The sequence below is a fragment of the Lysobacter sp. F6437 genome (assembly GCF_052547215.1).
Genome location: NZ_JBQWRB010000002.1, coordinates 156,843 through 169,847 on the forward strand (window position 1 = coordinate 156,843; position 13,005 = coordinate 169,847).

Annotated in this window: 13 protein-coding genes and 1 tRNA gene; 9 read left to right on the forward strand and 5 right to left on the reverse strand. The window is 69.6% G+C overall.

The window, feature by feature from the left end:
- The first annotated feature begins 27 nt into the window (after nucleotides 1-27).
- From ACT9F5_RS09175 to ACT9F5_RS09205, 7 genes are all read left to right on the forward strand, one after another.
- Nucleotides 28-104: transfer RNA gene (locus ACT9F5_RS09175), tRNA-Arg, on the forward strand.
- A gap of 127 nt (nucleotides 105-231) precedes the next feature.
- Nucleotides 232-747: a c-type cytochrome gene (locus tag ACT9F5_RS09180; RefSeq protein ID WP_445119838.1), complete on the forward strand. Its 516-nt coding sequence runs from the start codon at nucleotides 232-234 to the stop codon at nucleotides 745-747.
- A 74-nt stretch (nucleotides 748-821) separates the two neighbouring features.
- Nucleotides 822-1,538: an alpha/beta fold hydrolase gene (locus ACT9F5_RS09185; protein WP_445119641.1), complete on the forward strand. Its 717-nt coding sequence runs from the start codon at nucleotides 822-824 to the stop codon at nucleotides 1,536-1,538.
- Entirely contained in the window at nucleotides 1,531-2,625 is a 1,095-nt protein-coding gene (gene zapE / locus ACT9F5_RS09190) for a cell division protein ZapE (protein ID WP_445119642.1), read from the forward strand. Before ACT9F5_RS09185 ends, zapE begins: the two co-directional genes overlap by 8 nt.
- Before the next feature lie 90 nt (nucleotides 2,626-2,715).
- On the forward strand, nucleotides 2,716-3,237 hold the full coding sequence (locus ACT9F5_RS09195) for a hypothetical protein (protein WP_445119643.1): 522 nt from the start codon (nucleotides 2,716-2,718) through the stop codon (nucleotides 3,235-3,237).
- Nucleotides 3,238-3,255: 18 nt separating this feature from the next.
- Nucleotides 3,256-3,705 carry a YetF domain-containing protein gene (locus ACT9F5_RS09200; RefSeq protein ID WP_445119644.1) on the forward strand — a complete coding sequence of 150 codons (450 nt, stop codon included), beginning with the start codon at nucleotides 3,256-3,258 and terminating at the stop codon, nucleotides 3,703-3,705.
- The gene (locus tag ACT9F5_RS09205; RefSeq protein WP_445119645.1) at nucleotides 3,702-5,042 is read left to right on the forward strand and encodes a PQQ-dependent sugar dehydrogenase; all 1,341 of its coding nucleotides are present in this window, start codon (nucleotides 3,702-3,704) and stop codon (nucleotides 5,040-5,042) included. Before ACT9F5_RS09200 ends, ACT9F5_RS09205 begins: the two co-directional genes overlap by 4 nt.
- Nucleotides 5,043-5,057: 15 nt before the next feature.
- Here ACT9F5_RS09205 and ACT9F5_RS09210 read toward each other — a convergent pair whose 3' ends face one another.
- The 4 genes from ACT9F5_RS09210 to ACT9F5_RS09225 are packed head-to-tail and all read right to left on the reverse strand — an operon-like array spanning nucleotide 5,058 to nucleotide 9,411.
- The gene (locus ACT9F5_RS09210) at nucleotides 5,058-6,653 is read right to left on the reverse strand and encodes a PepSY domain-containing protein (protein ID WP_445119646.1); all 1,596 of its coding nucleotides are present in this window, start codon (nucleotides 6,651-6,653) and stop codon (nucleotides 5,058-5,060) included.
- A 10-nt stretch (nucleotides 6,654-6,663) separates the two neighbouring features.
- Nucleotides 6,664-6,927 (reverse strand): hypothetical protein, encoded by a 264-nt coding sequence (locus tag ACT9F5_RS09215; RefSeq protein ID WP_445119647.1) that lies wholly within the window; start codon nucleotides 6,925-6,927, stop codon nucleotides 6,664-6,666.
- Nucleotides 6,927-7,253 carry a hypothetical protein gene (locus tag ACT9F5_RS09220; RefSeq protein ID WP_445119648.1) on the reverse strand — a complete coding sequence of 109 codons (327 nt, stop codon included), beginning with the start codon at nucleotides 7,251-7,253 and terminating at the stop codon, nucleotides 6,927-6,929. The genes ACT9F5_RS09215 and ACT9F5_RS09220 overlap by 1 nt, the downstream gene beginning before the upstream one ends.
- 19 nt (nucleotides 7,254-7,272) lie before the next feature.
- Nucleotides 7,273-9,411, reverse strand: coding sequence for a TonB-dependent siderophore receptor (locus ACT9F5_RS09225; RefSeq protein ID WP_445119649.1), 2,139 nt, complete (start codon nucleotides 9,409-9,411; stop codon nucleotides 7,273-7,275).
- A 318-nt stretch (nucleotides 9,412-9,729) separates the two neighbouring features.
- On the opposite strand from ACT9F5_RS09225, the gene ACT9F5_RS09230 reads away from it, so the two are divergent.
- Nucleotides 9,730-11,088 carry an amidohydrolase gene (locus tag ACT9F5_RS09230; protein ID WP_445119650.1) on the forward strand — a complete coding sequence of 453 codons (1,359 nt, stop codon included), beginning with the start codon at nucleotides 9,730-9,732 and terminating at the stop codon, nucleotides 11,086-11,088.
- A 170-nt stretch (nucleotides 11,089-11,258) separates the two neighbouring features.
- Here ACT9F5_RS09230 and ACT9F5_RS09235 read toward each other — a convergent pair whose 3' ends face one another.
- Nucleotides 11,259-11,900, reverse strand: coding sequence for a glutathione binding-like protein (locus ACT9F5_RS09235; RefSeq protein ID WP_445119651.1), 642 nt, complete (start codon nucleotides 11,898-11,900; stop codon nucleotides 11,259-11,261).
- Nucleotides 11,901-12,124: 224 nt separating this feature from the next.
- On the opposite strand from ACT9F5_RS09235, the gene queF reads away from it, so the two are divergent.
- Complete coding sequence (gene queF / locus ACT9F5_RS09240; protein ID WP_445119652.1) at nucleotides 12,125-12,952, forward strand: NADPH-dependent 7-cyano-7-deazaguanine reductase QueF; 828 nt, start codon at nucleotides 12,125-12,127, stop codon at nucleotides 12,950-12,952.
- Nucleotides 12,953-13,005 lie beyond the last annotated feature (53 nt).

The window sequence follows — 13,005 nt, forward strand, 5'->3', positions numbered from 1 at the left end:
GCGCAATGCCGCACGCGAAGCAACCGGGCGCCTGTAGCTCAGCCGGATAGAGTAGTGGCTTCCGAAGCCATTGGTCGGGGGTTCGAATCCCTCCAGGCGCACCATCTTCCGTGCGGTGCGATAAACTGCGCGGCGGGTTGCCGGCCGGAACCCTGCATCAGCCGCCGCACCCGGTGCGGTCATTTGTCGAACGCATTGCGCGTCGCCCGCGACGCGCGCAATAGGTGGATCGTGCGCAATTACGACCTCGAGTTCCTGAAGAAATTCTCCATGGTGATCGGCTTCCTGGCCGTGGTCACCCTCGGCCTGATCCTCGTTGCCTACTTCGTCAATGCATCGCTGGAGCGCGACGTGCCCGAGGCGGTGTCCAAGCGCACCCAGGCCCGCATCGCGCCGGTCGGCGCGGTCTACGCCGGCAGCACCGGCGCGGCCAACCAGGCCGCCGCGACTGCTGCTGCCGCGGCGGCGGCGGCGGCACAGGTGGCCTACGGCGGCACCCTCGACGGTTCGGTGATCTTCAACAACCTGTGCACCGGCTGCCACACCTCCGGCGCCGGCGGCGCGCCGACCATGGACGCCGCGCACTGGGCTTCGCGTATTCCCCAGGGCCTGGACGTGCTGCACAAACACGCGATCGAGGGCTACACCGGCAGCACCGGCGTGATGCCCCCGAAGGGCGGCAACCCGGCATTGACCGACGAGCAGGTCGTCGCCACCGTCGACTGGATGCTCGACAACCTGAACTAGGTTCGCTCCATCCGTACGACCAGCCAACGCCGCCTCCGGGCGGCGTTGTCGTTCGTGGCCGGTATCATGGCCGCATGAGCGCAGACCCGAGCTTCCCCAGCGACGACGCCTTCCTCGAAGGCAAGCCCGCCAGCGTGACCCTGGCCGGCCCCGCCGGTGCGATCGAGGCGATCGTCGAGGGCCCCGAGCCCGACGTGCCGCGTCGCCCGCTGGTGGCGGTCATCTGCCACCCGCTGCCGACCGAAGGCGGCACCATGCACAACAAGGTGGTGACGATGACCGCGCGCGCGCTGCACCAGTCCGGTGCCAGCACGGTGCGCTTCAACTTCCGCGGCGTCGGCGCGTCCGAAGGCAGCTTCGATGACGGCAATGGCGAGGCCGACGACCTGCGCGCGGTGGTCGCCTGGGTCCGCAGGCAGAAGCCGGACGCGCAGGTCTGGCTGGCCGGTTTCAGCTTCGGCTCCTACGTCGCCTACAAGGTCGCCGCCGAACTCAAGCCGGGGATGCTGGTGATGATCGCGCCGCCGGCCGGGCGCGGCTACGGATTCGATGAGGTCACTCCGTTCGACGGCCCGTGGCTGGTGGTCCAGGGCGAGGCCGACGAGGTGGTCGACCCGCAAAAGGTCTACGCCTGGGTCGATGGCCTGGCGCAACCGCCGGAGCTGGTGCGCATCCCCGATACCAGCCATTTCTTCCATCGCCGCCTGATGGACCTGCGCGGCGCGGTCAAGAACGGCGTGCGTCCGTACCTGCCGGCGGCGGACGGTTCCGGCGACCGCACGGATGCCTGAGCCGGCGGTGCTGCCGAGTGCGCGCTATGCCGCGGGTGTCGCGCGCGGCGACTGGAACGACGACGACGCGCAGCATCCCGCGCTGGCCGAACTCGACCGGCTGCACGCCGCCCTGCTCGACCCGCCGCGGCAGGGCTGGCTCGACCGGCTGCGCGACCGTCCGGTGCCGGCGCCGGCCGGCCTGTACCTGTGGGGCGGGGTCGGCCGCGGCAAGACGTTCCTGATCGACCTGTTCTACGACGGGCTCCCGATCACCCGGAAACGCCGCACCCACTTCCACCGTTTCATGCGCGAGGTGCACGCCCGGCTTCGCGCGCACAAGGGCGAGTCCGATCCGCTGCGCACCATCGCGCGGCAATGGGGACGCGAGTTGCAGGTGCTGGTGCTCGACGAGTTCTTCGTCACCGACATCGGCGACGCGATGCTGCTCGGACGCCTGCTGGAGCATCTGTTCCATGAGGGCGTGGCGCTGGTGACCACGTCCAACATCGAGCCGCAGGGGCTGTTCAAGGACGGCCTGCAGCGCGAGCGGTTCCTGCCGGCGATCGCGCTGATCGAACGCCACTGCCAGGTGCTGTACCTCGACAGCGTGCACGACTACCGGTTGCGCGCGCTGACCCGATCACCGGTGTACCGCGCGCCGCTGGACGCCGGCAGCGACGCCTGGCTGCAGTCGCGCTGGGACGAGCTGACCGCCGGCGCGCCGCGCGAGGACGGCCCGCTGCGGATCGAGGGCCGCGAGATCCCGGTGCGCGCCCTCGCCGAGGGCCACGCGTGGTTCGACTTCGCTGCGTTGTGCGAGGGTCCGCGCGCGGCCAGCGACTACATCGAGATCGCGACCGAGTGCCACACCGTGCTGGTCGGCGGGATCCCGCGCTTCGATGGCCAGAACGACGATCCGGCCCGGCGTTTCGTACACCTGGTCGACGAGCTCTACGACCGCCACGTCAACCTCGTCTGCACCGCCGCCGCCGCACCGCCGGGGCTGTATACCGGCGAGCGCCTGACCGGCGCGTTCGAACGCACCGCATCGCGCCTGATCGAGATGCGGTCGGCCGAATACCTGGCGCTGGAGCACCGCGGCTGATCCGCCAACGACCGCCAACGCACGGGCGGCCGACACGCGCCGTCCACACCACCGCACCGATAGTCGAGGCCCCGCTCACGGTGCCCAACCATGACGCAGCAGGCGGAACCCGAATCGTCGCAGCGCGGTTCGTTGCAGCTCGACGAGCACCTGCATTTCCAGCACATCCTGCAGATGCTGCGCCGGGCGGGGACGTTGCTGCTGACCATCATCCTGCTGCTGGCGCTGGTCGGAGCGTTCGGCGGCAACGGCCTGCTCGCCCGGGTTCAAACCGACGTCGGTGCGCTGGCAGCGGACCATCCGCGCTTCGCGCGCTACCAGATGCCGACCCGGCTCACATTTACTGTCGACACCGCCGCGCTGAGTGGCGACACGTTCGAACTCTCGATCGATGGCGACTACGCGCACGACTTCAGCTTCGAACAGATCCATCCGCAGCCGAAGGACGTCGCGATCGCCGACGACCGCATCCGCTACACGTTCAACGCCGGCCCCGGTGAGCAACAACTCGTCGTGATCCAGGGCCAGCCCGAAACCATGGGCTGGCTGACCGGGGCTGCGTCGGTTGCCGGACAGCCCCCGCTTCGGATCGACAGCTTCATCTACCCCTGAATCCTGCAGGAGCACACGATGGAAACCGTGCTGCGCGCGATCGCGATCTACCTGTTCCTGCTGCTGGTGTTCCGCATCAGCGGCAAGCGCACGCTGTCCCAGATGCACCCGTTCGACATGGTGCTGCTGCTGATCATCGGCGACTCGGTCTCGCAGGGACTGATGGGCGACGACTTCTCGATCACCACCGCGCTGCTGCTGGTCACCACGCTGGTGCTGATGGAGCTGCTGCTGTCGTTCATCAAACAGAAGTCGAAACTCGCCGACCGCTGGCTCGACGACGTGCCAATGATCGTGGTCGAGGACGGCAAGCCATTGCCCGACCGCATGAAGCGGGCCCGGGTCGACGACAGCGAAGTGCTCGAGGCGGCGCGGATCCTGCACGGGCTGGAGAACATGCAACAGGTCAAGTACGCGGTACTGGAGCGCGACGGTTCGATCTCGATCATCCCGCGCAAGTCCCCATGACCACGCGGTCGCCATGCACCGGCTGGTTGGGTCGGGTCGCCATGGCGCTGACGATTGTCGTGCTTGGCGGCTGCGAAACCGCCGGGCTCGCCACGCGCCAGAGCGTCGGACCCGACCCGGTACTGCCGCCGCCGGAGCACAGCCTGGTCCCGACCGTCGACATCGCCCCGGCCAAAGGCTGGCCCGACGGCGCCACGCCCACGCCGGGCGCCGGGCTTGCGGTCAATGCATTCGCGACCGGCCTGGACCATCCACGCTGGTTGTACGTACTGCCCAACGGCGACGTGCTGGTGGCCGAGACCAACGCGCCACCGAAAGACGCCGGCGGTGGCCTCAAGGGCTGGATCATGGGCCTGGTGATGGCGCGTGCCGGCGCCGCGGTGCCCAGCGCCAACCGCATCACGCTGCTGCGCGACGGCAATGGCGACGGTGCGGCGGAACAGCGCAGCGTCCTGCTTGACGAGCTGAATTCGCCCTTCGGAATGGCGCTGGTCGGCGACACCTTGTACGTCGCCAACGCCGACGCGGTGGTGTCGTTTCCCTACCGGCCGGGCCAGCTGCGGATCGACGCCGCGCCGACCCCGGTGGCCGCGCTGCCCGGCGGGCCGATCAACCACCACTGGACCAAGAGCCTGCTGGCCAGCCCCGACGGTTCGCGGCTGTACGTCGGCGTCGGCTCCAACAGCAACGTCGGCGACAACGGCATGGCCGCCGAGGTCGATCGCGCGGCGATCCTTGAAGTCGACCCGGCCAGCGGCGACACGCGCGTGTTCGCCTCGGGCCTGCGCAACCCGGTCGGGCTCGACTGGAATCCGGCCACGGGCGCGTTGTGGACAGTGGTCAACGAGCGCGACGAACTCGGCAGCGACCTGGTGCCCGACTACCTGACTTCGGTCCGCGAGGGCGCCTTCTACGGGTGGCCGTACAGCTACTGGGGCGGGCATGTGGATGAGCGGGTGCAACCGCCGCGGCCGGACCTGGCCGCACGCGCGATCGCTCCCGACTACGCGCTCGGCAACCACGTCGCACCGCTGGGACTGGCGTTCTACGACGCCGCGCTGCTGCCGCGCCTGCATGGCGGCGCGATCATCGCCGAACACGGGTCCTGGAACCGGCGGCCGCCGAGCGGCTACAAGGTGGTGTTCGTGCCGTTCGCCGACGGCGCGCCGAGCGGCCCGCCGCGGGACCTGCTGGCCGGATTCCTCGACGCCGACGGCAATGCCCGCGGCCGCCCGGTCGGGGTCGCAATCGCCGCCGATGGTGCGGTGCTGGTTGCCGATGATGTCGGCAACGCGGTCTGGCGGTTGGCGCCGGGTGCGGGCGCGGGCGCGCGCTGAGGTCGCAAAGCCCCGTCAGTCGGATGCCGGAACGGCGTGCCCGGTACCGGGGGCACGCGGGTCGGCCCAGACGCTGTTCGGATCGCCGTCGCGTGCGCGCCGTGCACTGGCCCGGGCCAGTGCCGCGAAACCGGCCGCCAGCGCGATCGCCATGGCATCGACCGTGACCAGTACCCAGTGCCCGGCGACGGCGGCTTTCCACAGCCACCAGCCGCTGGCGATGCCGTGTGCAAGCGGGATCGCCAACGTCACCAGCACCGCCAGCCACAACAGCTCGCGCACGCCCCGCGACGGCGGACGCAATGCCGCCCACAGCCCGCACAGCGCCCACGTGCCGAAGCACGCCCCGCGCTCGGCGACGGCGGAATCCAGCCCCAGCATCGGTGCCAGTTGCGCCGCCACGAAGCTCGCGGAAATCGCCACGCACACGCCGATGCAGACCCCGACCGTGGCGCGTGCCATCAATCGCGACGACCGCCCCTGTTCGAGCGCGCGCCGCTTGCGCCGTGACTCGATCCACAACAGGTTGCCGGAATAGAACAGGAACGCGCCGGCCAGTCCCAGCAGGAAATACAGCCACTGCACCACGCGGTTGCCGAACTCGCCGAAGTGCAGCGCGTAGGTCGCCTGCAGGGTCGCGTGGTTGGCGTCACGCGCGCCCTGCAACTGCACCGCGAGCACCTCGCCACTGACGGCGTCGAACGCGACCGAGCCCAGCGCACCCAGCGCGCGCGAGGTCTCGCCGGTGATCTCGACCACCGCGTTGGCGTCGCCGCCGTGCTGCAGTTTCAGGTAGGCCGGCTCGAAGTCGTCGATGCCGTGTTCGCGCGCGATCGCCACCGAGCGCGCGTGCCACTGCGCCAGCGGCTGCATCGCGGCTGGCTCGCCCGACGCGGCGACCACCGGCGCGGTGTCCATCGCCGCCGGCACCGCCGCCAGCAGCTTGCCGTCGTACACCAGCGGGTTGAGCAGCGGGATCAGCACGAACGCCAGGCACAGCATTGCGCCGGTGACCGCGAACATCACGTGCGCCGGCAGGCTCAGCACGCCGATGACGTTGTGCGCGTCCTGCCAGAAACGCTTGAGGTTGCGCCCCGGCCGCAGCGCGAACAGGTCCTTGGCCAGCTTCGGCAGGTGGATCACCACACCGGTCACCAGCGCCAGCCCGTACAGCAGGCTGACGATGCCCATCAGCCAGGTGCCGACCATGGGGATGCCGAGCGAGTAGTGCAGCAGGTTGACCAGTTCGGCCAGGCTCGAGGTCGGCGGGACCGGGCTGCCCTGCAGGGTGTCGAGGGTCGCGAACTGCCAGATGCCCTGGGTGTCGAGCCACCACGCGGAGGCCTGCGCCGACTCGGCACCGGGGAAGCCGAGGCCGAGGTGGGTGCGCGCGCTCTCGTGCCGCGCCAGCGTCTCGTCGAGCAGGCGCTGCGCGTCGGCGATCGACTCGGTTTCACCCGCGACTGCGCCCGACTGCCAGACCGGCAGTTCGTGGTGGAACATCGTGATCGCGCCGGCATAGAACGCGACGAACAGCGCGAAGCCGGCGACCAGCCCGACCCAGCTGTGGACCGCGGTATAGGCCCGCAGCGTTTCGGCACGCAGCTTCATCGAATCATCCTCATGCGACCCATCCGGTCGCCTGCAGCAGCCACAACGCGCCGAGCGTGGCGACTGCCGAACCGCCGATCCACACCCACGCACGCAGGCCGCTGCCAAAACGGAAGGCGGCCGCGGCGATACCGATCCACAGCGGGAAGAACGCCACCATCCCCGGCACCAGGGTCGCCTGCCACGGGCCCGGCCACAGCCGCCCGAGCAGGGCGACCAGCGCCGCGGCGAGGACGAAGCCCGCCAGCGCGCCGGCGGTCGCGCGGCCCCACATCAGTCGTTCTCCAGCGGCGCACGTGGCATCGAACCGGCATGCGGCCGGCGCACATCGATGGGCGACCGCGCGCTGGACCACCACGCCAGGTACGGCAGCGCGAGCGCCGACAGCATCCACGTCGCCAGCATCGCGCAGAGCCCGGCGCCGATGCCGGACAGCGCGACCCACGCGAGCAGCGACAGCAACGCCAGCGCGCCAGCGGCGATCCGCAAACCGCCGCGGCGCGCGGCCAGAAGCCACCCGCAATTGGGCGATGCCAGGTACAGCACCAACGCCGACGCCACGGCGGCAACCGTCGCAAGCAGGCCCAGTGCGAAATCCATCAGCCGCCTCCGCCCGCCGTCACCAGCGGTAACGCACAGTCGCGGTGACCGTGCGCGGGTGGCCGTAGTAGCACCACATCGCGCTGTTGCAGACCGCCACGTATTCCTTGTCCATCAGGTTGCTGGCGTTGAGCTGCAGGCGCCAACGGTCGAAGTCGTAGTGCACCGCGGCGTCGAACAGCGTGTACGACGGCGTCTTCCACTCGTTGTAGATGTCGCCGTAGACCGAGCCGGTGTGGCGCACGCCGCCGCCGAAGCCGAGCCCGGACAGCGCGCCGTAGGCGATCGTGTAATCGAGGCCGAGCGAGGCCTGCTGCTCCGGCACCAGCGCGACGCGCTTGCCGAGCGCGGCGGCGTCGGTGGTCTGCGTGACTTCGGTATCCATCCAGGTCGCCGCGCCGTATACGCCGAGGGTCTGGGTCAGGTTCCAGCGGCCTTCCAGCTCGAGGCCGCGCACGCGGGTCTCGCCCTGCTGCACCGAGAACAGCACATGGTCGGGATCCACGCTCAAGGTGTTCTGCTGACGGATGTCGTACACCGCCAGCGTCGCCAGCCCGCGGCCACTGGGCGGCAGGTACTTGATGCCGGCCTCGACCTGCTCGCCGGTAGTCGGCACGAACGCGTTGCCGTCGAAGTCGACGCCGACCGTCGGCTGGAACGATTCCGACCACGCCACGTACGGCGCGAAGCCCGATTCGAACACGTAGTTGACGCCGACGCGGCCGGAGAATGCGTCATCCGATTGCCGGCTGCGCGTCACCGGGTCGGCGATCAGGTTGTCGGCGCGCGTGCGCACCTCGTCCTGGCGGCCGGCGACGGTGACCACCCAGCGGTCGAGCCGGATCTGGTCCTGCACATACACGCCGGTCTGCTCCTGCACCTTGTCCTCGTGGAAGGTGTAGTCCGGCACGATCACCTCGGCGCCGTAGACCGGATTGAACACGTCGATCGGGTCGATGCCGAACGCGAACGCCGAGGCGTAGTCGCTCTGCAGGCGGCGGTAGTCGAAGCCGGCCAGCACGGTGTGTTGCCAGGCGCCGGTGTCGAAGTCGAAGGTCACGTTGTTGTCGACGCCGAACGACTTGGAGTGCTCCTCCAGCGGGAACAGGTAGCGGTTGAGCGTGCGGCCGTCCTCCTGCAACCCCAGCGTGCCGACGCCGGCATCGTGGTCGACGTCGGTCTCGCCGTAGCGCAGGTTCTGGCGGAAGGTCAGACCATTGGAGAAGGCGTGCTCGAACTCGTAGCCGGCCGACTTGCTGGTGCGCAGGTAGTCGTTCCAGCCCGGTTCGCCGGTGAACACGCTCGGCGAAATCTTGCCGTGCGGGCTCGGCAGCAGCGTGCCTTCGGCCGGCAGGAAGCCGCTGCCGTTGGCGGTGTCGGATTTCTGCCAGCGCGCGAGCAACGTCAGCGAGGTCGCATCGCTGGGCTTCCATGCCAGCGCCGGGGCGAAGTAGTAACGGTCGTCCTCGACGGTATCGACCAGGTTGTCGCTGTTGCGCGCCAGTCCGGTGAGCCGGTACGACCACGTGCCGGCATCATCCAGCGGGCCGCCGAAATCGAACGCGGCCTGGCGCAGGTCGAAGTTGCCGAGTTGCACCTCGACCTCGCGCAGCGGCACGTCGGTCGGGCGCTTGCTGACCAGATTGACCAGCCCGCCCGGCGGCATCGCGCCGTAGGACACCGACGACGGCCCCTTCAATACGTCCATGCGCTCCAGCCCGTACGGCTCGACGCGGGTGGCACCGGTCCAGACGCCGTCGGTCAGCGCCAGCCCGTCCATGTAACGCGCCGGGCTGAAGCCGCGCACCAGCAGCCAGTCGCTGCGGGTGTCCTGGCCGTAGCCGCCGCCCTGGGTGCCGGCGAGGTACCACATCGCCTCGTCGATGCCGTGCAGGCCGCGGTCGGCGAACTGCTGCGCACTGACCACCGACACCGACTGCGGCGCCTCGGTGATCAGGGTATCGGTCTTGGTGACGGTCTGGCTGCGCTTGATGATCCGCGCCTGCACCTGGACGGTGTCGAGGGTGGTGGCGTCGGGGTCGTCGTCGCCGGGAGCGGGCGTGGCAACCTGCGCGGCGGCCGGCAGTGCGGCCAGCAACGCCAGGGCGAGCAGGCTGGCCCGCGGGAACGGGGATCGGGCAACGGCGGAACGGGACATGGGGAACCTTGTCGTGGCGTTGAGGTTCGCGCGTCCGTTGCGCAGGCGACGCCGGCATGGGCGCGGCGGGCTCTAAATGGAAATCATTCTCATTCTAAGCGGTGGCCGGAGCCGCGGCAATGCGTTTGCGCCAGAGGATGGATCGGGCAAGGACGCGCCCGGCCCGCGCTTACGAATTCCGTGTCTGCATTTGTAGGAGCGGCTTCAGCCGCGATCGGAAACCGGACGAGCAACCGACTCCAGGATCGCGGCTGAAGCCGCTCCTACATACAGCGCTGCCCGCGCTAGGATCGGCGTTCCGCTTCCGGGGACCACGCCATGCGCCAGCTACTCCTGTCCGCCGCACTCGCCAGCCTGCTGGTGCCGACCGCCGCCGCACAGACACCCGCCGCGCCGACCGCTCCGCCGGCAGGCGATACGTCTGCGCCATCGCAGCGGCCCGAGGTCGCGGCTGCCGCGACGCGCCTGCAGGACGAGGTGGTCGAGCTGCGCCGCTGGTTCCACCAGCACCCGGAGCTGTCCAACCGCGAAGAGCAGACCGCGGCCAAGGTCGTCGAACACCTGCGCGCGCTCGGCCTGCAGCCGCGCACCGGCATCGCCCACCACGGCGTCACCGCAATCATCAAAGGCGGCAAACCCGGCCCGAAGATCGCCCTGCGCGCCGACATGGACGCGTTGCCGGTGACCGAGCAGACCGGCCTGCCGTTCGCCTCGAAAGTCACCACCACCTTCAACGGCCAGCAGACCGGCGTGATGCACGCCTGCGGCCACGACGCCCACACCGCCACCCTGCTTGGGGTCGCCGATGCGCTGGTGGCGATGCGCGACGACCTGCCCGGGCAGGTGATGCTGGTGTTCCAGCCGTCCGAGGAAGGCGCGCCGGCCGGCGAGGAAGGCGGCGCGTCGTTCATGCTCGAGGAAGGCCTGTTCGCCGACTTCAAGCCCGAGGCGATGTTCGGCCTGCACGTGTTCTCGTCGTTGCCGGCCGGCACGATCGGCGTGCGCGGCGGGCCGCTGATGGCGGCGTCGGACAAGTTCACCATCACCGTCAATGGCCGCCAGACCCATGGCTCGGCGCCGTGGGGCGGGATCGACCCGATCGTCACCGCGGCCGATATCATCGGCAGCGCGCAGACCATCGTCAGCCGCAATACCAACATCGCGAAGTTGCCGGCGGTGGTCAGCTTCGGTTCGGTGCACGGCGGCATCCGCTACAACATCATCCCCGACTCGGTCGAACTGGTCGGCACCATCCGCACCTTCGACGAAAGCATGCGCTCGAAGATCCATGGCGAGCTCGACAACATCGCCCAGCATGTCGCCACCGCACACGGCGCCACGGTCGAGACCGACATCCCGGTCGGCACCGGTAACCCGGTCACGGTCAACGATCCAGAACTCACCGCGAAAATGCTGCCGAGCCTGCGTGCCGTCGCCGGCAGCGAACACGTGATCGAGCCGCCGCTGCAGATGGGCGCCGAGGATTTCGCCTATTACGCCAAGGAAGTGCCGTCGATGTTCTTCTTCGTCGGCGCCACCGCGCCCGGGATCGACCCGGCGACCGCACCGAGCAACCACTCGCCCAAGTTCATGCTCGACGAGTCGTCGCTCGATCTCGGCCTGCGCGCGTTGCTGCAGGTGTCGCTGGATTACCTGCACGGCACGCCGGCGCCGTAACGCGGGAACGCGGGAACGCGGGAACGCGGGAACGCGTCGATTGTCTTCGTAGGAGCGGCTTCAGCCGCGATCGGAAACCGGCCGAACGACCGACTCCAGGGTCGCGGCTGAAGCCGCTCCTACAGAAAGCGGGCCGTACGGATGCGGGCCGTACGGAAGCGGCGCGCTGCTCAGCCCAGTTCCCCCGCCGAGTGCGGGTCGATCGAGTACGGATGCCACTCGGCCAGGTGCCCCGGTTGCGCCCGTACCCGCTGCAGCCATTCGCGGAAATGCGGATACGGTTGCAGCGACAGCCCGGCCTCTTCGGCGTGGCTGGCATAGGCGAACACCGCGATGTCGGCGATCGTGTACGCGTCACCGGCGACGAACGCCCGGCTCGCGAGCTCCCCATCGAGTATCCCCAGCGCCTTGAGCGCCGCATCGCGACGCGCGTTGACCATCGCCTCGCTGCGCCGCGCCAGCTTGCCGGTCATCGTCCAGTGACGCAGCGTGCCGATCTGGCTCTCGACCCGCTCCTGCTCGAAGCACAGCCACTGCTGCACCCTGGCCCGCGCGAACGGTTCGTCCGGCAGGTACGCCGTGCCGTCCGCGAGTAACCCGAGGATCGCGTTGGACTCCGCCAGTACCCGGCCGTCGTCGAGCCGGATCGCGGGCACCGTGCCGGTCGGGCTGATCGCGCGGTACTCCGGCCGCCGTCCTTCGCCTTCGAAGATGCTGACGATCTGCGTGCGATACGGGCGCTGCAGGTGGGCGAGCAGCTGGCGCACCTTCCAGCCGTTCTGCGAGGGCAGGTAGTCGAACAGGGTCAGCATGGCGTGGGGCTCCTCCAGGGCAGGCCAGTCTCGGCCCCGTCGCCGCCCCCCGCCATCCGCTTCTTGCGCCCGTATTCCCCAAGCTTTTGTAGGAGCGGCTTCAGCCGCGATCGTGGAACCGTTCGCCCACACCGGTTCGCGATCGCGGCTGAAGCCGCTCCTACGCCCAGGAGACCCACATTCCGCACAGCCACGCACCGTCCCTCGCGCGCGATAATGCATCGATGACCGCAAACGACCCCACCACCGACCTGCCGCTCGGCCGCAGCGTCGACTACCCGCGCGAGTACGACGCCGCGCTGCTGTTCCCGATCCCGCGGGCGCTGGGGCGTGAAGAGATCGGCCTCACCGGCGACGCCCTGCCGTTCGCCGGCCACGACCGCTGGCACTGCTACGAGCTCGGCTGGCTCGACGGCCGCGGCAAGCCGCGCGTGGCGACCGCGACCCTGGCGGTGCCGGCCACCTCGCCGAACCTCGTCGAGTCCAAGTCGCTCAAGCTCTACCTCAACTCGTTCAACGCAACCCGCTTCGAACACGCCGACGCCGTGCGCGAGCGCATCACCGCCGACCTGTCGCGCGCCGCCGGTGCCCCGGTGTCGGTCGCATTCGGGCTGCCGCCCATCGACGACGGCGACGACCGGGCAATCCCGATCGACGACCTCGACGTCGCCATCGACCACTACGGCCCGCCACGCGCGGAGTTCCTGCGCGCCGACGCCGACGACCTCGTCGAGGAAACCCTGTCCAGCGCGCTGCTCAAGTCCAACTGCCCGGTCACCGGCCAGCCCGACTGGGCGCGCGTGGTGATCGCCTACAGCGGCCCGCGCATCGATCGCGAAGGACTGCTGCGCTATTTGGTCTCGTTCCGCGACCACTGCGAGTTCCACGAGCAATGCGTCGAGCGCATCTGCAGCGACCTGCTCTCACTCGCCAATCCGCAACGCCTGTCGGTCGAGGCGCGTTACACCCGTCGTGGCGGGCTCGACATCAACCCGGTGCGGGTACTGCCCGGGATGCCGCTGCCCACACCCGGCCGCGACGAGCGCCAGTAGCCCGGCGGCAGGTCACGCCGCCCCTGCCATTCACGGCAACGCGATGCGGTCTT

What these genes read in the sequence shown, in the direction of transcription:
- ACT9F5_RS09185 (WP_445119641.1), top strand. Translation starts at nt 822, where the DNA reads ATGAGCGCAGACCCGAGCTTCCCCAGCGACGACGCCTTCCTCGAAGGC.
- zapE (WP_445119642.1), top strand. Translation starts at nt 1,531, where the DNA reads ATGCCTGAGCCGGCGGTGCTGCCGAGTGCGCGCTATGCCGCGGGTGTC.
- ACT9F5_RS09195 (WP_445119643.1), top strand. Translation starts at nt 2,716, where the DNA reads ATGACGCAGCAGGCGGAACCCGAATCGTCGCAGCGCGGTTCGTTGCAG.
- ACT9F5_RS09200 (WP_445119644.1), top strand. Translation starts at nt 3,256, where the DNA reads ATGGAAACCGTGCTGCGCGCGATCGCGATCTACCTGTTCCTGCTGCTG.
- ACT9F5_RS09205 (WP_445119645.1), top strand. Translation starts at nt 3,702, where the DNA reads ATGACCACGCGGTCGCCATGCACCGGCTGGTTGGGTCGGGTCGCCATG.
- ACT9F5_RS09210 (WP_445119646.1), bottom strand. Translation starts at nt 6,653, where the DNA reads ATGAAGCTGCGTGCCGAAACGCTGCGGGCCTATACCGCGGTCCACAGC.
- ACT9F5_RS09215 (WP_445119647.1), bottom strand. Translation starts at nt 6,927, where the DNA reads ATGTGGGGCCGCGCGACCGCCGGCGCGCTGGCGGGCTTCGTCCTCGCC.
- ACT9F5_RS09220 (WP_445119648.1), bottom strand. Translation starts at nt 7,253, where the DNA reads ATGGATTTCGCACTGGGCCTGCTTGCGACGGTTGCCGCCGTGGCGTCG.
- ACT9F5_RS09225 (WP_445119649.1), bottom strand. Translation starts at nt 9,411, where the DNA reads ATGTCCCGTTCCGCCGTTGCCCGATCCCCGTTCCCGCGGGCCAGCCTG.
- ACT9F5_RS09230 (WP_445119650.1), top strand. Translation starts at nt 9,730, where the DNA reads ATGCGCCAGCTACTCCTGTCCGCCGCACTCGCCAGCCTGCTGGTGCCG.
- ACT9F5_RS09235 (WP_445119651.1), bottom strand. Translation starts at nt 11,900, where the DNA reads ATGCTGACCCTGTTCGACTACCTGCCCTCGCAGAACGGCTGGAAGGTG.
- queF (WP_445119652.1), top strand. Translation starts at nt 12,125, where the DNA reads ATGACCGCAAACGACCCCACCACCGACCTGCCGCTCGGCCGCAGCGTC.